This is a genomic window from Glaciihabitans sp. GrIS 2.15, assembly GCF_035984695.1.
GTDB lineage: Bacteria > Actinomycetota > Actinomycetes > Actinomycetales > Microbacteriaceae > Lacisediminihabitans.
In genome coordinates this window covers 244291-261730 of record NZ_JAXCHU010000005.1, presented here as the reverse complement: position 1 = coordinate 261730, position 17440 = coordinate 244291, and the positions used below count along the sequence as shown (strand labels likewise).

24 protein-coding genes are annotated in these 17440 nt (G+C 65.4%); 18 read left to right on the top strand and 6 right to left on the bottom strand.

Translation table 11 applies throughout. The features are described 5' to 3' along the window. Positions 1-123: 123 nt before the first annotated feature. A complete protein-coding gene (locus RCH11_RS09640; protein ID WP_327056772.1) occupies positions 124-318 on the top strand; it encodes a helix-turn-helix domain-containing protein in 195 nt (64 codons plus the stop codon). Between the two features lie 263 nt (positions 319-581). After that, positions 582-680, top strand: coding sequence for a 30S ribosomal protein bS22 (locus RCH11_RS09635; RefSeq protein ID WP_003792170.1), 99 nt, complete (start codon positions 582-584; stop codon positions 678-680). 67 nt (positions 681-747) lie between these two features. Here the strand turns inward: RCH11_RS09635 and RCH11_RS09630 are convergent, their stop codons facing one another. After that, on the bottom strand, positions 748-1539 hold the full coding sequence (locus RCH11_RS09630; RefSeq protein ID WP_327056771.1) for an HAD family hydrolase: 792 nt from the start codon (positions 1537-1539) through the stop codon (positions 748-750). 72 nt (positions 1540-1611) lie between these two features. Between RCH11_RS09630 and RCH11_RS09625 the strand changes: the two genes are divergently transcribed. Then, positions 1612-1878: a glutaredoxin family protein gene (locus RCH11_RS09625; protein ID WP_327056770.1), complete on the top strand. Its 267-nt coding sequence runs from the start codon at positions 1612-1614 to the stop codon at positions 1876-1878. A gap of 3 nt (positions 1879-1881) precedes the next feature. Beyond that, positions 1882-2181: a Dabb family protein gene (locus RCH11_RS09620; RefSeq protein WP_327056769.1), complete on the top strand. Its 300-nt coding sequence runs from the start codon at positions 1882-1884 to the stop codon at positions 2179-2181. 9 nt (positions 2182-2190) lie between these two features. Here RCH11_RS09620 and RCH11_RS09615 read toward each other — a convergent pair whose 3' ends face one another. Further along, a complete protein-coding gene (locus RCH11_RS09615) occupies positions 2191-2757 on the bottom strand; it encodes a hypothetical protein (protein WP_327056768.1) in 567 nt (188 codons plus the stop codon). A 122-nt stretch (positions 2758-2879) separates the two neighbouring features. Between RCH11_RS09615 and RCH11_RS09610 the strand changes: the two genes are divergently transcribed. The 6 genes from RCH11_RS09610 (at position 2880) to RCH11_RS09585 (ending at position 7836) form a co-directional block, all read left to right on the top strand. After that, complete coding sequence (locus tag RCH11_RS09610; protein WP_327056767.1) at positions 2880-3518, top strand: histidine phosphatase family protein; 639 nt, start codon at positions 2880-2882, stop codon at positions 3516-3518. Further along, positions 3515-4111 (top strand): TlpA family protein disulfide reductase, encoded by a 597-nt coding sequence (locus RCH11_RS09605; RefSeq protein WP_327056766.1) that lies wholly within the window; start codon positions 3515-3517, stop codon positions 4109-4111. The genes RCH11_RS09610 and RCH11_RS09605 overlap by 4 nt, the downstream gene beginning before the upstream one ends. Further along, positions 4111-4872 carry a cytochrome c biogenesis CcdA family protein gene (locus RCH11_RS09600; protein WP_327056765.1) on the top strand — a complete coding sequence of 254 codons (762 nt, stop codon included), beginning with the start codon at positions 4111-4113 and terminating at the stop codon, positions 4870-4872. The genes RCH11_RS09605 and RCH11_RS09600 overlap by 1 nt, the downstream gene beginning before the upstream one ends. After that, a complete protein-coding gene (gene resB, locus RCH11_RS09595) occupies positions 4856-6541 on the top strand; it encodes a cytochrome c biogenesis protein ResB (protein ID WP_327056764.1) in 1686 nt (561 codons plus the stop codon). The genes RCH11_RS09600 and resB overlap by 17 nt, the downstream gene beginning before the upstream one ends. Beyond that, complete coding sequence (gene ccsB / locus RCH11_RS09590; RefSeq protein ID WP_442789027.1) at positions 6538-7509, top strand: c-type cytochrome biogenesis protein CcsB; 972 nt, start codon at positions 6538-6540, stop codon at positions 7507-7509. Before resB ends, ccsB begins: the two co-directional genes overlap by 4 nt. A gap of 186 nt (positions 7510-7695) precedes the next feature. Further along, entirely contained in the window at positions 7696-7836 is a 141-nt protein-coding gene (locus RCH11_RS09585; RefSeq protein ID WP_327056763.1) for a hypothetical protein, read from the top strand. A 318-nt stretch (positions 7837-8154) separates the two neighbouring features. Here RCH11_RS09585 and RCH11_RS09580 read toward each other — a convergent pair whose 3' ends face one another. Then, positions 8155-8700 (bottom strand): MarR family winged helix-turn-helix transcriptional regulator, encoded by a 546-nt coding sequence (locus RCH11_RS09580; RefSeq protein ID WP_327056762.1) that lies wholly within the window; start codon positions 8698-8700, stop codon positions 8155-8157. Between the two features lie 54 nt (positions 8701-8754). Then, a complete protein-coding gene (locus RCH11_RS09575) occupies positions 8755-9795 on the bottom strand; it encodes an LLM class flavin-dependent oxidoreductase (protein WP_327056761.1) in 1041 nt (346 codons plus the stop codon). A gap of 115 nt (positions 9796-9910) precedes the next feature. On the opposite strand from RCH11_RS09575, the gene RCH11_RS09570 reads away from it, so the two are divergent. Continuing rightward, positions 9911-10117 (top strand): DUF6226 family protein, encoded by a 207-nt coding sequence (locus RCH11_RS09570; RefSeq protein ID WP_327056760.1) that lies wholly within the window; start codon positions 9911-9913, stop codon positions 10115-10117. Positions 10118-10120: 3 nt separating this feature from the next. Here RCH11_RS09570 and RCH11_RS09565 read toward each other — a convergent pair whose 3' ends face one another. After that, complete coding sequence (locus tag RCH11_RS09565; protein ID WP_327056759.1) at positions 10121-11101, bottom strand: o-succinylbenzoate synthase; 981 nt, start codon at positions 11099-11101, stop codon at positions 10121-10123. Positions 11102-11250: 149 nt separating this feature from the next. On the opposite strand from RCH11_RS09565, the gene RCH11_RS09560 reads away from it, so the two are divergent. The 4 genes from RCH11_RS09560 to RCH11_RS09545 all read left to right on the top strand — a co-directional run bounded on the left by RCH11_RS09560 (position 11251) and on the right by RCH11_RS09545 (position 14071). Continuing rightward, positions 11251-11535 (top strand): Fe-S cluster assembly protein HesB, encoded by a 285-nt coding sequence (locus RCH11_RS09560; RefSeq protein WP_327056758.1) that lies wholly within the window; start codon positions 11251-11253, stop codon positions 11533-11535. Between the two features lie 43 nt (positions 11536-11578). Continuing rightward, on the top strand, positions 11579-11917 hold the full coding sequence (locus RCH11_RS09555; RefSeq protein ID WP_327056757.1) for a hypothetical protein: 339 nt from the start codon (positions 11579-11581) through the stop codon (positions 11915-11917). After that, the gene (locus tag RCH11_RS09550) at positions 11914-13038 is read left to right on the top strand and encodes an AMP-binding protein (protein ID WP_327056756.1); all 1125 of its coding nucleotides are present in this window, start codon (positions 11914-11916) and stop codon (positions 13036-13038) included. The genes RCH11_RS09555 and RCH11_RS09550 overlap by 4 nt, the downstream gene beginning before the upstream one ends. A gap of 100 nt (positions 13039-13138) precedes the next feature. Next, positions 13139-14071, top strand: a complete 933-nt coding sequence (locus tag RCH11_RS09545; protein WP_327056807.1) for a 1,4-dihydroxy-2-naphthoate polyprenyltransferase — start codon at positions 13139-13141, stop codon at positions 14069-14071. Positions 14072-14094: 23 nt separating this feature from the next. On the opposite strand, the gene RCH11_RS09540 is transcribed toward RCH11_RS09545, so the two are convergent. After that, positions 14095-14361, bottom strand: coding sequence for a DUF4229 domain-containing protein (locus RCH11_RS09540; RefSeq protein ID WP_327056755.1), 267 nt, complete (start codon positions 14359-14361; stop codon positions 14095-14097). A 71-nt stretch (positions 14362-14432) separates the two neighbouring features. Here RCH11_RS09540 and RCH11_RS09535 point away from each other — a divergent pair, with 71 nt between their 5' ends. From RCH11_RS09535 to RCH11_RS09525, 3 genes are all read left to right on the top strand, one after another. Then, on the top strand, positions 14433-14789 hold the full coding sequence (locus RCH11_RS09535; protein WP_327056754.1) for a PLDc N-terminal domain-containing protein: 357 nt from the start codon (positions 14433-14435) through the stop codon (positions 14787-14789). Positions 14790-14809: 20 nt separating this feature from the next. Continuing rightward, the gene (menD, locus tag RCH11_RS09530; protein ID WP_327056753.1) at positions 14810-16456 is read left to right on the top strand and encodes a 2-succinyl-5-enolpyruvyl-6-hydroxy-3-cyclohexene-1-carboxylic-acid synthase; all 1647 of its coding nucleotides are present in this window, start codon (positions 14810-14812) and stop codon (positions 16454-16456) included. 71 nt (positions 16457-16527) lie between these two features. Then, positions 16528-17379 carry a polyphosphate kinase 2 family protein gene (locus tag RCH11_RS09525; protein ID WP_327056752.1) on the top strand — a complete coding sequence of 284 codons (852 nt, stop codon included), beginning with the start codon at positions 16528-16530 and terminating at the stop codon, positions 17377-17379. Positions 17380-17440 lie beyond the last annotated feature (61 nt).

The following is a 17440-nucleotide window of genomic DNA, read 5'->3' as shown; positions in this document are numbered from 1 at the left end:
CCGAATGGGCGGTTGCCAACGGGTCACATTAGCCCCTACAGTTACCGATTAGCACTCCAGTAACACAGGCGATCGAGTGCGTCTGTTCCCAATATCGCTGGAACCTGACAAGGGGCACCCGACATGGCACGCGATCTTTCCGAGGTGCGGTTTCTCACGGTTGCCGAAGTCGCCGACATGATGCGGGTATCGAAGATGACGGTCTATCGTCTCGTGCATTCGGGCGAGTTACCCGCCATCCGTTTCGGTCGCTCGTTCCGTGTTCCGGAATCCGCTGTCGTCGCGGCTATCGATACGCACATCTCCGACGTCGGTTAGCGCACGGGCGGCTTGTTCTGCAATCGCCCCGGCCCGTTTCACGCCGTGGCGGGGGATACGCCCGTTCATGGCGCTCTCAGTGCGTTCCGGCGGGAGTTACGACTCCCTCCGCGAGGCTATCGCCCCGCCGTGACCAAGGTGGACGGGATGCTCGCCGGCCGGCCGGTTAGCGGGGCGACAGTCGGGCGGCTAAGCTAGCCAGAGGCATTTTTCCGCGGTTCTGATCGGACCCGGTCGTCTTCCGAACAACAGTTGAGGTCTTTATGGGTTCCGTAATCAAGAAGCGTCGCAAGCGCATGGCGAAGAAGAAGCACCGCAAGCTGCTTCGTAAGACTCGTCACCAGCGTCGCAACAAGAAGTAGCTCCACACCACCGGGAGTGCGCATGCGCACCCTGACCGTGTGGACTGAGTCACACTAAACGCCAGGCCTAACCGGCCTGGCGTTTTGGGTTGGATGACGTGTCGGCTTCCGGCTGCGCCGCCCGCGCATCGCGGCGCACCCGCTTCACCGTGGCCCGGATGCTCGCGGGATCGAATCGCATGATGGGCCAGCCGTGCGTGCGTGCGTGCGCCGCGAGGGTGGCATCCGGATTCACCGCAACGCGGTTGCCCACCAGCTCGAGCAGCGGGATGTCGTTGCGGGAGTCCGAATAGGCCCAACAGTCCGCGAGGTCTGCTCCCAGGGCGGCCGCGAGCTCCTTCGCTGCAACGGCCTTGCGCGCGCCGTGCAGTACTGGCCCGTCGAACTCCCCGGTGAGCTTGCCGTCCTCTGACCGCAGCATCGTACCGAGGGCACCGGTGAGGCCGAGTCGCCGGGCGATCACGGCGGCGATGTCGACCGGGGTAGCGGTGATGAGCCAGACCTCGTGACCTTTACGCAAATGTTCGCGCGCTAATTCGACGGTCTCCGGCCAGAGCCGCGACTCGATCTCCCGCTCGTAGACATCGTCCGCGAGATTCGTGAGCTCGTCTGCTGGCAGGCCTTTTGCCAAGCCGAGGGCTCGCTCCTGCGCACTCGCGAAGTGCTTGACATTCTCTCCGACCGCCACGAATCGCAGCTGTTGCCAGCCGAAGGTGAGGAGGTCGCGCACCCCGACGTGTCCGCGCTTCCAGGCGGCGCGGCTCACATGGAACGCGCTCGCGCCATGAAGCAGGGTGTTGTCGACGTCGAAGAACGCCACGATCGGTCGGGCCGCCGATCCGGTGTCTGATGCTGGCATGTCGCACTATGTTACGCGGGAGTTCCGAACCATCGGCCGCACGGCCCCGCGCAACGCCGATACTGTTGAACCGTGTCCACGGCAGCCATAACCCTCATCGGCAAGCCGGGCTGCCACCTGTGCGATGCCGCCCGCGAAACGATCAGCACGGTGGTCGGGCAACTCGCGTCTGAGGCATCCGCTCCCGGCATCACGGTGGGGGAGCTCTCGATCTTCGACGACCCGGTCCTGCTCGACCGGTACGCGGATGAGATCCCCGTTGTGCTCATCAACGGGCGCGTGCACACCATCTGGCGCGTCGACGCCGCTCGGCTGCGCGCCGCCCTACTGGAGGTCTAGAGAATGCTCAAACATGTCGTGGCGTGGAAAGTCGCGGATGCCCCCAGCCCGGAGGGCCAGAAGACGATCGCGTCGATCGTCGCCGGCCTCGAATCGCTCGTGGGGGTCGTGCCGTCGATTCGTGCGCTCAGCGTCGGGCCGAGCGTCGTGACCGGTCCCAACCACTGGGATCTCGGCCTGGTCGTGGACTTCGACGATGAGGCCGGGCTCGAGGCGTACCAGGTGCACCCGGAGCACCAAAAAGTGGCAGCGCACATCCGCTCGGTCGTCAGCGAGCAGGCCGCGGTCGACTTCCTGGTGTAGTCACCCTCGTCAGCGGTTCTTGGCTGCCGCTTCCGCTTCCGCTTCCGCGCGAGACTCGTAGACGGGCTCGTCGAGAACATAGACGAGTTCTTCGTTCGGGGCCACGAGCAGCAGGTCGGTCTCTTCGTCGGCAGCCTGGAAATCTGCGGACACCAGGAGTTCGTTGTTGAGATGCACCGTGAGGATGCCGCTGCCAGTCTCAAGCGAGGCCACCTCGAGCGCGCTCACCGGCTTGCCGCCGGCCCGCTCGAGCAGGGCCGAGATCGCGGCTCCGACGCCCGTGCCCGCGGCGAGGAAAGCCTTCTCGTCGATGACCGTGTAGTCGTAACGGGTGCGCACGGTGAAGGTGAGCTCGTCCGCGTCGTCGTCCGCGTCGTCGTCCGCGTTATCGTAGAGTTCGTCGAGCGCTTCGCCGTAAGCGCCCACCGCCTCCCAGAGCTCACGATCGATCTCGACGGCCGCGTCATCCTGGTCCGTGCCGGCGGCAAGTAGCGCGATGTGAGCCTCGAGGATCGTCTGCAATTCGCGGCCCGCCGCGATAGCGGCCTGGCGCGGGTCGGGGGAGTCGTTGTTCATGGACGTCACGGTACCAGTGACGGGCCAGCACGGGTGCCCGGATCTCGAATACGATCCAAGGGCAGCGTCCGCCGAGCATCCTCACGGGAATCCTGCAGCACCGCAAAACGTAGAATAAGAGGGTGCCTGCAACTCTGATTCACCTCGTCCGGCACGGAGAGGTCTACAACCCGGAGGGCATCCTCTATGGGCGGCTGCCGGGCTTCCATCTTTCGGAGCTCGGGCAGCGGATGGCCGCCGCCGCAGCAGGCGAGCTTGCCGGGCATCCCATCACCGCGTTGTATGCGAGCCCCCTGCAACGCGCACAGGAATCCGCCGCTCCCTGGGGTGCGAAGTTCGGCCTCGACATCATCACCGATGACCGTCTGATCGAGCCGTCCAACCGCTTCGAAGGGGAAAAGTTCGAGTTCGGCCCCGCCGTTCTCACCAAACCCCGAATGTGGCGTTGGGTGATCAATCCCTGGAAGCCGAGCTGGGGCGAGCCCTACGTGAGCGTGATCGACCGCATGATGTCTGCGATCGGTGATGCTTGGGATGCCGCGGACGGCGGCGAGGTCGTCATGGTGAGCCATCAGATGCCCATCGTGATGGTGCAGCGATTCGTCGCCGGGGCCAAGCCGTTCCACGACCCGCGTCAACGCCGCTGCCACCTGTCGAGCATCACGACCCTTCAGAAGGACGGCGAGTCCTTCGTCGAGGTCGGATACCAGGACCCGGCGGCCGAGCTGCTGGCCGGGTCGATCGACACGGGTGCCGTGTGAGAGCGCGCATCACCATTGCGCTCATCGCCATCCCCCTTCTGGGCGTGCTCGCGCTCAGCGGCTGCGCGAGCGACTCCCTCGCTCAGGATTACGGCACTGGCGGGTCCAACTACACCGATAACTCCGGCCTCCCTGTGGTGATCTCGGCAGACAAGCGAACCAAGGCGATTGACTTCACCGGAACGACTGTGGACGGCAAGACCTACACGGCATCCGACTCCCGGGGTCCGGTGACCGTGGTCAACTTCTGGTACGCCAATTGCGCGCCATGTCGTGCAGAGGCCCCCTTCCTTCAGGGGCTCTCTGAGAAATACCGGTCCGACGGCGTGAACTTCGTTGGCGTCAACATCTTCGACCAGCCGGCGGGCGCACTTTCGTTCGAGAAGACCTACAAGATCACCTATCCCTCGGTGATGGATGTCGACAGTGGCGCCGCGAGGATCGCCTTCGCCGGCGCCGTGGCACCGACCGCCACCCCCACGACTTTCGTTCTGGACGCCAAGGGGCGCATCGCCGCCCGAATTGTCGGGCAGCTCGAATCGCAGTCCATCCTCAACACGCTCATCTCCGACACTCTCGCCGAGAGCAAGTAGTGCAGAACCCGATCTACCAACTCATCTTTGGTGGCAATCTCGCCGTGGCACTTCCGCTCGCGCTGCTCGCGGGGATCGTGGCATTCGCGTCGCCGTGCGTGCTACCACTGGTGCCCGGGTACCTCGCCTACATCGGGGGATTCGCCGGGAGCGCGGAGAAGAATGTGCGTGGCACGAGGCAGCGCAGTCGACTCCTGCTCGGAGTCGCGCTCTTCGTGCTGGGTTTCAGCGTGGTCTTCGTCGGGCTTACGCTTGTCGCTGCAGCGGTCGGAGCGCTGCTACTGCCGTGGATCGGCGTGATCACCCGGATCGCGGGCGTCGTGCTCATCATCATGGGACTCGTCTTTATCGGGCAGTTCAGTTTCCTGCAGCGGGACTTCAAACCGCGCTGGCGTACTACCACCGGGCTCGCCGGAGCACCCCTGCTCGGCATCGTCTTCGGACTCGGCTGGGCGCCATGCATCGGACCGACGTTTGCGGCGGTGATCACGCTCAGCGCAGGGAGCGGAACCGCCGGCCGGGGCGTACTCCTCGGCGTCGTCTACTGCCTCGGCCTCGGCATCCCGTTCCTGCTCGTCGCGCTCGGTCTCAACTGGGTCACCGGCTCGGTGGCCTGGCTCAAGCGTCACATTCGAGTAATCAATATCATCGGAGGATCCCTGCTCATCCTGATCGGACTGCTCATGGTCTCGGGCCTCTGGCAGATCATCATCGCGCAACTGCAGGGGGTGATCGTCGGAAGTTATGTCACGCCCCTCTGATCACATTGATTCCCCGGCGCCCGCCCCTCGCGACGGTGTCATCCAGCCGAAACTCGGCCCGATCGGCTATGTCCGCTATTTCTGGCGACAGCTCACGAGCATGCGAACCGCCCTCTTCCTGCTGTTGCTGCTCGCGGTCGCCGCCGTGCCCGGATCCGTGTTTCCGCAGCGGAGCTCCGACCCCAACGGCGTAACCCAGTACTTCAGCAACAATCCGTCGGCCGCGCCGACGCTCGATAAACTCCAGCTCTTCGACGTCTACACCTCAGCATGGTTCTCGGCCATCTACCTGCTGTTGTTCGTTTCGCTCATCGGGTGCGTCATCCCGCGCACGATCCACCACGCCAAAGCCCTCGCCTCGCCGCCCCCAAAGACTCCGGCGCGTCTCGAGCGACTCGGTGCGTTCAGCGCCTTCGAAACCGAAGCGGATGCCTCTGGTCCGGCCCTCACGGCCGCCTCCGCCGTCGATTCCGGCCGTGCGGTACTGCGCAAGGCGGGGTATCGCGTCCGGATGTTCGACGGGCGCGGACCCGATGGTCCCGAGCTGTCCGTCTCCGCCGAGCGTGGCTACCTGCGCGAGACCGGCAACCTGGTCTTCCACTTCTCGCTGATCGGCATCCTCCTGGCCGTGGGCATCGGCGGCGGTGTTGGCTACACCGGCCAAAAGGTGCTCGTCGTCGGGCAGGCATTCGCCAACGTGCGCCTCACCTTCGACGCCTTCACCAAGGGACGCTTCTTCTCGGACAGCGACCTGCAGCCGTACCGGCTTCGGCTCGACAAGTTCGCCGTAAAATATGAGGAGACCAATCGAAACGCCCTCGGCCAGCCGATCGATTACACCGCCGATGTCACGACCTTCGATGCGGCGGGGAAGGCAACACCGGCTGTGGTCAAGGTGAACGACCCGTTGCGCCTCGGCGGCAACGACATCTACCTTCTTGGCAACGGCTACGCCCCCTGGGTCACCGTGAAAAACCCGGTCGGTAAGACCGTCTACTCCGAGCCAGTGCCGTTTCTCGCCCAGGATGCCAACCTCACCTCCCTCGGAATCATCAAGGTGCCCGACGGCCTGGCGTCCCAGGTGGGGATGCGGGCGTTCTTCTACCCGACCGCGGCCAAGAGTGCGACTGGCGTTCTCGGCTCGGTGTATCCGGATCTGCGCAACCCGGTGCTGTCCCTCGTCGTCTTCACGGGCGACCTCGGTATCGACAAGGGTGTACCAAAGTCGGTCTACGTGCTCAATACCGACAAGATGACCCCGCTCGCTGGCCCGGGCTCGGCTGACGGAACCTCGGCGCTGCGGTTGAAACCCGGCGAGACCGTGCAGATTCCCCGCGGCCTCGGTTCCATCACCTTCGAGAACAAGGCGCCGGCGTCTGAGAAGGCGGACCTGTCCCAAAGCGTGCAACGCTTCGTCTCGTTCGACGTGCATCGCGACCCGACCCAGGGTTGGGTGCTCTTCTTCGCGATCTGCCTGCTCGCCGGGCTGCTCACGTCGCTTTTCATCCCTCGGCGGCGCCTGTGGATCAAGGTGGTCGAGTTGGCGGGCGGGCGGTTGCGGATCGAATATGCCGGGCTCGCGCGTGGCGAGGACCCGACCCTGGACGCCGCAGTCTCCGCTGTCGCCCAGCGTCACTCCCAGCAACTCGGGCTTAGGCTCAATCTGTGACTTCAGCTGCCCTCGCATCGTTCTCCCTCACTGCGATTTACTCCGCAATGGGCGTGTACCTCTTCGCCTTCATCGCCTTCACCCTCGACCTCGCAAAGCGCTCCGCCGAGGCTCCGGTCGCCGCAACGACGACGCCCGCGCGCGTGGGCCTCATGTCCCGGGTCGGAGGCACTGCGGTGCTCGACCGCCTGCCGATCACGCCTTCCGCTCCCCAGCGCCGATCGAATCGGTTTGAGCGGGCGGCGTTCGCGCTGACCATCCTCGGCTGGGCGCTGCACGTCGTCGGCACCGTCTTGCGCGGCATCGCGGCCCATCGCGTTCCGTGGGCCAACATGTTCGAATTCTCGCTCACGGCATCCGCCATCATCGTCGGTGTGTTCATCGCGGTGCAGGTGTGGCAAAACCTGCTTTTTCTCGGCGCTTACATCACCGGCTTCTCACTCATCGTGCTGGGCTTCGGCACCGTCGGTTTCTACGTCAGCGTCGTGCCCCTTCCCCCGGCGCTTCAGTCGTATTGGCTGGTGATCCACGTGTTCGTGGCAACCCTCGGCACGGCGTTCTTCGCCATCGGCGCGGGACTGTCGCTCGTACAGCTGATTCAGGCTCGGCGCGAGGCGAAGCAGTTCTCGGGTCTCAAATTCCTGGACACGATGCCGGATGCCGAGAAGCTCGAGACCCTCGCCTACCGCGTGATCGTGGTCGGCTTCGTCTTCTGGACCTTCACCCTCATGGCCGGCGCCATCTGGGCTGCACACGCCTGGGGACGCTACTGGGGCTGGGACACAAAGGAGGTCTGGACCTTCATCATCTGGACCATCTTCGCCGGCTACATTCACGCGCGGGCGACTCGCGGATGGCGCGGCTCGCGCTCCGCCTACCTTGCGATAGTCGGATTCGCCGCGGTGATGTTCAACTTCACCATCGTGAACCTGTTCTTCAAGGGCCTGCACGCCTACAGCGGCCTGTAACCCGCACGGTCGGGCGCGGTTCTGGGCCGTGTCAAACCCCCGGAGCTCCGCCCCGTCAGTACCGGCTCGTCAGTACCGGTCCCGTCCGTCCGCTCATCGTTGTCTCGTCGCGGTCTACGCTCACCTCCCGAATGCATCCTCGCCTCAACTCCGGCGCGGGAGGGACATTTCAAGAATCCGCCTCGGATGGAGGGATTTTTCGCGCAGGATTGGGATTTTCCCTCCTTCGCGGACGCGGACGCGGACGTGGACGCGGGTGTGGACGCGGATGCGGATGCGGGTGACCGTGCGGACGCGGGTGCGGACGCTGTCGCGGTCGCCAGGTGAGAACGAGGCGGCTCGATCAGCGGAATGTGAAGCGTGGCCCGGTCGCATCCATCCGCTCATCGTTGTCTCTTCGCGGTCTACGCTCGTCTCCCGAATGCATCCTCGCCTCAACTCCGGCGCGGGAGGGACATTTCAAGAATCCGCCTCGGATGGAGGGACTTTTCGCGCAGGATTGGGATTTTCCCTCCTTCGCGGACGCGGACGCGGAGGCGGACGTGGACGCGGACGCGGTCGCGGTCGCGAGGTGAGAACGAGGCGCCTCGATCAGTGGAATGCGAAGCGTGGCTCTGCACTCCTTGGCGCGCCGGGGCGAGTGAGTTAGTCGGTCGGCGCGAGCACGGCGGCGCAGGCGGCGAGGTCAGCCCGAAAGCGGGCGCGCCGTTTCTCGGGCACTGCCGCGAGCATCCGCTTCTCCACTGACCGGGCGAGCGAGTTGGCTGCGTTGAGACGTTCTCGGCCCTCGGCCGTGAGTTTCGTCGGGAGGGCCCGGCCAAGAGGCGCGACCTCAGGGCGGGTGACGAGTCCGCGATCCTGAAGGCCGCGCAGAACGAGGTTCATCGACTGCCGGCTCACGAATGCACCGCGGGCGAGGTCGGAGCTCGACAGCCCGGGGCTGCGTCCGAGCAATTCGAGACAGGAGTGCTGCGCCGCGGTGAGATCGAGGGGACGCAACGCCTCTGCCATCGCATTCCGCAGCGATGCCGCCGCATGCCGCAACACGTAGGTGAGCGCTTCATCGAGCACTCCGACCCGGCCCGCATCGGGGCCAGTTTTCTTGGACGTGGATGAGGCCGAGGCGACAACTTTGTCGGATGCGGCCTTGCCGATGGTCTCGCTCTTGGACTTCTTACCGTGTTTGGCCATGTCAGTAGTGTGACACCGCCGCTCGACCGGGGCTAGAGGCTACCAAAAATAACATCAGGCCTCTTCTGCCAGAAGCTCGCGCACCCGCGGAGCAACCACCGTACCGAAGAGCTCGATGCTCGACATCAGTTTCTCGTGGGCGAGAGTGCCGCTGGAGTACTTGAGATCAAAGCGGTCGAGACCGAGCACGCGGGCGGTGGACGCGATCTTCTGGGCGACCGTCTCGGGGGATCCGACATAGAGGGAACCGGTGTCGGCCTCGTTTTCGAACGATTCGCGACTCATCGGGCCCCAGCCGCGTTCCCTGCCGATGCGGCCCATCAGCGCCGAGTGGTGAGGCCAGAGTTCCTCGCGCGCCTGCTCGTCTGTCTCGGCGATGTGACCGGGCGAGTGCACGCCGATCTTCGGCGTCGGCCGCTCGAACTGGGCCAGCGCGCGGTGGAACAGGTCCACATAGGGGGCGAAGCGAGCGGGCTCCCCGCCGATGATCGCGAGCATGAGATTGAAGCCGTAGCGGGCGGTACGCACGACCGATTCCGGACTGCCTCCCACGCCTAGCCAGGTGGGGAGCAGGCCGTTCTCGATGGTCGGGTAAACGGATTTGTCGACCACTGGGGCGCGGGTGCTTCCCGTCCAGTTCACCGGTTGCTGCTCGCGCACTGCTGCAAACAGCTCAAGCTTTTCCTCGAAGAGACGCTCGTAGTCCGCGAGGTCAAGTCCGAACAGCGGGAACGACTCGGTGAACGAACCCCGACCAAGGATCGCCTCCGCACGCCCGTTCGAGATGCCGTCAAGGGTCGCGAAGCGTTGGAAGACCCGGATCGGGTCATCCGATGACAGCACGGTGACAGCGGTACCGACGTGGATGCGTTCGGTCTGCGCCGCAATGGCCGCGAGCACGACCTCTGGCGCGGAGACGGCGAAGTCCTTACGGTGATGTTCACCGACCCCGATGTAGTCGAGTCCAACCCGGTCGGCCAGCACGCCCTGGGCCACGAGATTGCGCAGCACTTGGGCGAAGGGCACCGGGGTACCGTCCGCTTCAGTGGTGACGTCACCGAAGGTGTCGAGTCCGAGTTCGAGGTGCGGGGCCATCAGCGTCTCTCCAAGTCAATGTCTATGCATGTGCATCGATTAATAACGGAGACCGGGCCGTCGATATTCCGTCGATGCGTAGACTGCCACGAAGACAGGCTATTCGCGGATATCGGTGCCTCCCACCGAGTATCGCGACGAGGCCGGAGTGGTCATCCCGTACGGATCCCGCTGGACCGCAGGCAGGCCCCCCGAAGACTCCTACAGCCGAGTCAGCAACCCGCAGCGCCTCGCGCCCGCCGTTCCGCTCACGGCCACACTGACCTTCGGGTTCACGAGCCTGCCCGCCAACGGGTGGCTACCCTGGCCGAAACGGTGCTGAGAGTCAGGCGTCCAGCAGCGCCAAGCAGCGTTCGAGTCGCGCGTTCCACCACTGCCTCCGCTCGGCATCCGCGGCGTAGCGGTCGAGCAGCGCCGCATCCGGGCTCACCCGGCGCACGTCCACCATCCCACCGGCGGCAACGAGTGAATCCGTCGTGACGTCCGAGCCCAGAAGGCTCACCGTGGCGAGCCCGCAGTCGTAGGCCAGTTCCGGGACAGCTGCGGCGAGGTGCGCTCCCATCGAAATACCGACTGAGGTCTCGAGAGCACTCGAGACGACGACCGGAAGGCGCGCAGCATCCACGATCCGCAGCGCGGAACGGATGCCGCCGAGCGGCTGCGCTTTGATCACCAAAAGGTCCGCGGCCTGTGCGGTCGCGACCTCGAGCGGATCCACGGCCTTGCGCACACTCTCGTCTGCGGCGATCGGCAAGCCCATGTATTTCACCCGCTTTCGAATGTCCGCAAGCTCGTCCACGGTGGCGCACGGCTGCTCCACATATTCGAGGTCACTCGGTGCGAGGGCGTGGATGGCATGCTCGGCCTCGTCTACGTTCCAGCCGCCGTTGGCGTCAAGGCGGATGCGGCCCTCCGGTCCGAGGTACTCGCGCACGGCGATCACCCGAGCCAGATCGTCGGCGAGCTGTTGCCCGGGCTCCGCGACCTTGACCTTCACCGTTCGGCAGCCGGCGAACCGGTCGAGGATCTCGCGAACAGCATCCGGGGCCACCGCAGGCAGAGTCGCGTTCACCCGGATCTGGCTGCGGAAGAGCGGCGGCGCCTCCTGCCAGCCGAAATCGATCGCCGCCGCCAACCACGCGGATGCCTCCGCGTCGCCGTATTCGAGGAAGGGGGAGAATTCCGTCCACCCGGCCGGACCTTCGAACAGCATCACTTCGCGACTCTCGATTCCCCGGAAGCGCTGGCGCAGCGGCAACGTGACGACGCGTGCGGAAGAGAGCATGTCTGGCAGCGATGGCAACATAGCTCCAGTCTGTCGTAGTGCGCTGGTATCGGGCCGATCCGACTTTCGGCAGGTGGGAGAATCCTCCGTGTCTTTCGGAATGACTTGCGCCTGTCGGCGGACTGCGGAAGCGTGGCCTACTTCCATTCGCACAACCGGAAGGGTTCACCATGCTCACACTCACCGACTCCGCCTCCACGGTCGTCAAGTCCATCGTCGAGCGCACCCCGGACACCACCGATGCCGCCTTGCGCATCAGCGCCTCAGAGCCCGGAGCGACCGATCTCTCCCTCGCCGTCGCCACCCAAGCCGAGCCGAACGACACCGTGATCAAGACTGCCGGTGCCACGGTCTTCGTGGAGCAGAACGCCGCGCTCGTGCTCGACGATAAGGTGCTCGATGCGCAGATCGACGACGAGGGAGCGGTGAAGTTCTCCATCGACATGCAAAAGTAGCTCGGCTGCGCCCGGCTCAGGCGGGTTGGATTACCCTGAAATCATGTCATTTGACTCCGTGCAGGCTGCTCCGGAGGTGACTGTGTCAAAGGCCGTGACGCAGTCAATCCGTCGGCTGGGAATGGCGAGCCTCGTGCTCGCCATTTCGGCCGTCGTCCTCGAGGTGCTTGCGATCGCGGTCGGAGGCGGCGGAGCCTGGGGCCTCGCCACCACCCTGGCCTGGTTCGTCATCGCCCTCTTCGTGATCTCCATCGCAGTCGGCCTCGCCGCAATTCTCACCGGCAACGGTCGACGGTGGGGCATCTTCGCCGTAGCGTTGGGGATTCTCGCCAATCCGCTGGTGTTGGTCTGGTTGTTTTCGCTGCTTCGCGGGCTGTCGTGAGTCGACCACTGCTGGCCGTTTCCGCCGTCGATTCTTCGATGGTGTTGGCCGCATTGCGCGATGCCCTCGCCGGAGGGCCGGCGATCTTGCCGGGGAGTCCCCGAACAGCGATTCCGAAGACCGTGGAACAGCGTGTTGCCGTGGTGATCGAGACGAGCGGCTCAACGGGGGTCCCGAAACGGGTCGCTCTCAGCGCAGATGCCCTGCTCGCGAGCGCCGCAGCATCTGAGTCATCCCTCGGTGGGCCTGGCCAGTGGCTGCTCGCACTGCCGACCCACTACATCGCCGGAATCAACGTGCTCGTGCGATCGATCGCCGCTGATCTCGAGCCGGTCTACTTCGGCGCAGGGCACTTCGACGCGGCGAAGTTCGCTGCGGCGACCCGCACGATGGATGCCCGGCTGCGGTTCACCGCACTCGTGCCGGCCCAGCTCTCCCGCCTCGTGGATGCCGCGAACAACGACCTCGACCTGCTCACCATCGTTCGCCGCTTTGATCGGATCCTGGTTGGGGGCCAGGCCACTCCGCCGGCTCTCCTCGCCCGCGCCATCGAGCTCGGCCTGAACGTGACGCGCACCTACGGGTCGAGCGAGACTTCCGGCGGCTGCGTCTACGACGGCATCCCCATCGGCTCTGCTGAGGCGCGAATCATCGAGGGGCAGGTCGAACTCTCCGGCCCAATGCTCGCTGAGGGCTACCTCGGCGACCCAGCCGCGACGGATGCCGCCTTCACCATGCACGACGGAGCGCGCTGGTATCGCACCGGAGACACCGGCGAGATCGACGACGGCGCCCTGAGGGTTACCGGACGTCTCGATGGCGTGATCATCTCCGGCGGCGAGAAAGTGTCGCTCGATGCGATCGAACGTGTCGTGCGCGCCATCGACGGCCTCGCGGATGCCGTGGCAGTGCGATCGCCGAGCGCCGAGTGGGGCGAGGTACCGGTGGTTTTCACGTCCGGGATCGCAACCCTGGCCGCGGTGAAGGCGACCGTGATCGCGGCGCTCGGGCGGGCATCCGCTCCCGTTGCGTTGGTGCGGGTGGAGAGTGTGCCCCAGCTGCCGAACGGCAAGCCGGACCGTGTGGCGCTCACGGCCTTCGCGGCGACTCGCGGCGGATGACCCGGGTCCGGTCAGTAGAATTCGGTTCGTGGCTAACGCAGGCAGACCCGTCCAGAAACGCATCGATCCCCGCAGCGTCGGTGGCAAGACACCCGGGCGGATGCAACCGGGCAAGAGCGGCCGGCCCGGTGGCCAAGCGCCGCGCGTCGTCGTGCGCGCGGCCACCGCGAGAGACTGGATCGGCGGCGCGCGGCTGCGCACTCTCCCGCTCGCAATCGCCCCGGTCGCACTCGGAACCGGCGCAGCTCACCTCCTCTCGGACGGGGGCTGGCACTGGGTGCGGGCGCTGCTCGCGCTTGCGGTCGCGATCTTCCTGCAGGTCGGGGTCAACTACGCCAACGACTACTCGGATGGCGTGCGCGGCACCGACAAGAACCGGGTCGGCCCCTCGCGCCTGACCGGTTCCGGCGCCGCGAAGCCGCGAACGGTACTCATCGTCGCGCTGGTGTTCTTCGGCCTCGGCGGCCTCGCCGGGCTCGCTCTCACCGTGTTGAGCGGATATTACTGGCTGCTTGCCGTCGGTGCGGTCTGTATCGTCGCCGCCTACCTTTATACGGGGGGGAAGCGTCCCTACGGCTACAACGGGCTGGGCGAACTCTTCGTCTTTGTCTTCTTCGGCCTCGTCGCCACCACCGGCACGACCTTTACCCAGGTGGGCACCGTCAACATTGAGAGTTGGCTTGCCGGTGTTGCCGCCGGGTTGTTCGCGTGTGCGGTGCTGATGGTGAACAACATCCGCGACATCCACCAGGACACTCTCTCGGCAAAGCGCACCCTCGCGGTGCTTGTCGGCAGTCGCCGAGCTCGTATCCTCTTCGCGGTGTTCGTGGGCGTGCCGTATGTGATCCTGATCTTCTTCTCGGTTTTCTACGCGAAGGCGCCGCTCGTGTACTTCTCACTGCTCTCTGCACTGCCCGCGATCCTGATCACCCTCACCGGCAAAACCGCACCCGAGTTCATTCTGGCGCTCAAACTCACGAGTTTTACGGCACTGGTATTCGGCGTCACCCTCGCGGCAGCGATCGCTTTTTAGGGTTGCGGAGAAATCAGATGCGATTATCGAGGTTCGTCGAACCGGTCGAGAGCTTCGTTCTCGAGCTCATTGTCCCGGTCGCGGTCCTTGTTGGCGCGCAGCTGCCCGATGCTCGTGGACACGGCCTCGCGCTGCTTGCGCAGAAAGATGTAGGAGACGCAGAAACCGATGACCGCCGCGCCGAGGGCCGCGACGAACACGTTGACGCCCAGCAGCAGGAGGATCGCGAGCGCCACAGCGAAGGTGCCGACCCTGATGAGGGAGAAGAGAATCCACTGGCGCGAGTACACGGCAAACAGTCTAGGCATGGCCGCCTGAAAGCTCATCCGATCCATGCAGGATCCCGGCTTAGAATCTGCTCATGGCTCGGTTCGCAGTGATACTCACAGTGCTTTTCGTGGCATTCACGATCTTCTCGTTCATCGACTGCATCCGCACGCCGGAGCCGCGCGTCCGAGCATTGCCGAAGATTCTCTGGGCGGTGCTGATTGTGATCATCACCCCGTTCGGTGGCATCCTCTGGTTCGCGTTGGGCAAGGATCGATCCGGACGCTCACCGGTCGGCGCAACCCGCGGTGGCGGCTCGAAAGCTCCGGACGACGACCCGGAATTCCTGCGCCAGCTGGGCGCCGACAAACAGCGCGATGCGCGAATCCGCGAGCTCGAGGCCCGACTGGCCGAACTCGACGACGACCAGAACAACTCGACCGAGAAGTGAGCAATCCGGCCAGTGGCTCGGTGCAAGTGGGCAGCTTGGCGACGGAGTTCTCGGTCGCACTGCTCGGGCAGCTCATCGGGCGAGGCTTGCGCGACATTGTGTTGTGTCCCGGTGCCCGGTCTCAGGCCCTCGCCCTGGCCGCCGCAGCCTGGGAACAGCAGGGCCGAGTGCGTCTGAGAGTGCGAATCGACGAGCGGGTTGCCGGCTTTCTCGCGCTCGGCATCGCGGTGGAGACCGGGCGCCCGGTCGCCGTTATCACGACCTCTGGCACGGCCGTGGCCAACCTGCATCCGGCGGTGCTCGAGGCGCATCACTCCGGTATTCCACTCATCCTGCTGACCGCGGACCGTCCGGTCGAGCTTCGCGGTATCGGCTCCAATCAGACCACTGACCAGGTCGGAATGTTCGGCAGCGCTGTTGGTTGGGTGCGGGACGTCGCGCCGCCTGTGGATTCAGTGGGGGCAGCATCCCTGGCCGAGGAGGCGTATGCCGCAGCAGTCGGCACGCCGGGACCGGTCCAGCTCAATCTCTCGTTCCGTGAGCCGTTGTCGGGCCCGGTCGGCGGGCTCCCGCCGATAATCGACACTGGAGTAGCCCAGGGCCACGCGCTACCGGCGCGGCAGATCGCGAATTCCCCGCGTACAGTCGTCATCGCCGGTCATGGCGCTGGGCCTGATGCCGAGGCACTCGCTAGGTCACTCGGGGTTCCCCTGATCGCGGAGGTCTCGAGCGGCTCACGGTTCGGCCCCAACCTCGTTGGCGCCTACCGGCAGTTGCTCGATGATGTCGAGTTCGGCGGCCAGATCAAGCGCGCGATCGTGTTCGGGCATCCCACCCTCACCCGACAGGTGCCGGCACTGCTCACTCGGTCGGATGTCGTCGTGCACGTCGTGCGTGGACCCACCTCAGACGCGTACAACCCGGGCCACCGTGCCGCATCGATCGACGCAGCGGTGACCCACGACGGGCCAACGGACGACTCGCCGGAGGGTCGCACCTGGCTCGGCAGCTGGGTCCATTCCGGTCGGAGCATACTCAATGCCGACGCGATAACACCTCCCGCTCCGGACGAGCGCCCGGGAGATCTGGCACGGGAACAGCTGGCGGTGTTTCGCGAGCCGGTGACCCGACGCCTGCTGGTGGAGTCCGTGTGGGGCGTGACCTGGCCACACGATCGATTGGTGCTCGGGGCATCCCGACTCATCCGCGAGGCGGACGCCTGTGTGCCGGGTAAGAGAATTCCCGTGCACGCCAATCGTGGGCTCGCTGGCATCGACGGTACGATCGCCACTGCCATCGGCATCGCGCTCTCGAGCCAGGACACCGACGGCGGTGACTCCGGAATCACCCGCGTGCTGGTGGGCGACCTCACCGCGCTCTACGACGTCGGCGCGCTGCTGTTCGGCGGGGGCGAGGTGCGGCCGAGAATCCAGGTGATCGTGGGTAACGACGGGGGTGGCACCATTTTCGACGGGCTTGAGGTCGCAGTCACGGCTCCCGCAATTTCCTTCGACCGAGTGCAGTACACGCCGCAGTCGGTCGACCTGCGAGCTCTCGCCGCCGCCTATGGGTGGGACTACCGGGTGGCGCGCAACCGGGGAGAGTTGGATGAGGCGCTCGCGGCATCCAACAACCCGACGCTCGTCGAGGTGCCGCTGCCTCGCTGACTGCCCGGCGTGTTACGGCGCGAGAATAGCCACCGGATGGAAAGCCCGGCCACCCGAGTAGCATCTGGCCTATGGCGCAAACCGTATGGAGCGAAGACCCGGGTGTGCTGCTCACGGTGGGAGCGGGATTCGCGCTCGCCGGTGTGGACTCGTCATCCACGCCCGGCCTCAAGGGTGGCAAGTTCGACGGTGAAACTCTGCTCGAGAAGGGGCGTATCGAGCTCGGCGATCTGCAGGAGCGGCTCTGGGCGGAGAGCCGGTTTGGCGGCACGCGGGCTGTGCTTCTGGTGCTTCAGGCGATGGACACCGCAGGCAAAGGTGGGATCGTCAGGCACGTGGTCGGCGGGGTCGATCCGCAGGGCGTCACGGTTTATGGCTTTAAAAAGCCGACGAAGGAAGAGCTCTCGCACGACTTTCTCTGGCGGGTGCGCGACCATCTGCCGACGCCCGGACTGCTCGGAGTGTTCGACCGCTCGCATTACGAAGATGTGCTCGTCGCGCGGGTGCGCAACCTGGTTGAGCCCGACGTCATCGAAGAGCGCTACGCCCAGATCAACGAGTTCGAAAAGCAGGTTGTTGACGGCGGCACCACCATCGTGAAGGTCATGCTGCACATCAGCGCGGATGAACAGAAGGCCAGGCTCGCCGCCCGCCTTGACGATCCCGAGAAACACTGGAAGTTCAATCCGGGTGACCTCGACGAGCGCGCATTCTGGGCCCACTACCAGGATGCCTACCAGGCAGCGTTCGAAAAAACGTCCACGGCGGATGCCCCGTGGTACGTGATCCCCGCAGACCACAAGTGGTACGCCAGAGTGGCGGTGCAACATCTGCTGCTCGACGCGCTGCGTGGGCTGCACCTCACCTGGCCGGTGGCGGAGTACGACGTTGCGGCGCAGAAGCAGCGGCTCGCCACCGCCTGACGGTCCGACCACGAGTGTCACTCACGCCCATCTCCGCGCCCGCGAGTGACACTCGCGCCCA

Excerpts from the sequence above, each read along its gene's own strand:
- RCH11_RS09640 (WP_327056772.1), top strand. The coding sequence starts at position 124 with ATGGCACGCGATCTTTCCGAGGTGCGGTTTCTCACGGTTGCCGAAGTC.
- RCH11_RS09635 (WP_003792170.1), top strand. The coding sequence starts at position 582 with ATGGGTTCCGTAATCAAGAAGCGTCGCAAGCGCATGGCGAAGAAGAAG.
- RCH11_RS09630 (WP_327056771.1), bottom strand. The coding sequence starts at position 1,539 with ATGCCAGCATCAGACACCGGATCGGCGGCCCGACCGATCGTGGCGTTC.
- RCH11_RS09620 (WP_327056769.1), top strand. The coding sequence starts at position 1,882 with ATGCTCAAACATGTCGTGGCGTGGAAAGTCGCGGATGCCCCCAGCCCG.
- RCH11_RS09615 (WP_327056768.1), bottom strand. The coding sequence starts at position 2,757 with ATGAACAACGACTCCCCCGACCCGCGCCAGGCCGCTATCGCGGCGGGC.
- resB (WP_327056764.1), top strand. The coding sequence starts at position 4,856 with ATGTCACGCCCCTCTGATCACATTGATTCCCCGGCGCCCGCCCCTCGC.
- RCH11_RS09585 (WP_327056763.1), top strand. The coding sequence starts at position 7,696 with ATGGAGGGATTTTTCGCGCAGGATTGGGATTTTCCCTCCTTCGCGGAC.
- RCH11_RS09580 (WP_327056762.1), bottom strand. The coding sequence starts at position 8,700 with ATGGCCAAACACGGTAAGAAGTCCAAGAGCGAGACCATCGGCAAGGCC.
- RCH11_RS09575 (WP_327056761.1), bottom strand. The coding sequence starts at position 9,795 with ATGGCCCCGCACCTCGAACTCGGACTCGACACCTTCGGTGACGTCACC.
- RCH11_RS09565 (WP_327056759.1), bottom strand. The coding sequence starts at position 11,101 with ATGTTGCCATCGCTGCCAGACATGCTCTCTTCCGCACGCGTCGTCACG.
- RCH11_RS09560 (WP_327056758.1), top strand. The coding sequence starts at position 11,251 with ATGCTCACACTCACCGACTCCGCCTCCACGGTCGTCAAGTCCATCGTC.
- RCH11_RS09555 (WP_327056757.1), top strand. The coding sequence starts at position 11,579 with ATGTCATTTGACTCCGTGCAGGCTGCTCCGGAGGTGACTGTGTCAAAG.
- RCH11_RS09545 (WP_327056807.1), top strand. The coding sequence starts at position 13,139 with ATGCAACCGGGCAAGAGCGGCCGGCCCGGTGGCCAAGCGCCGCGCGTC.
- RCH11_RS09535 (WP_327056754.1), top strand. The coding sequence starts at position 14,433 with ATGGCTCGGTTCGCAGTGATACTCACAGTGCTTTTCGTGGCATTCACG.
- RCH11_RS09525 (WP_327056752.1), top strand. The coding sequence starts at position 16,528 with ATGGCGCAAACCGTATGGAGCGAAGACCCGGGTGTGCTGCTCACGGTG.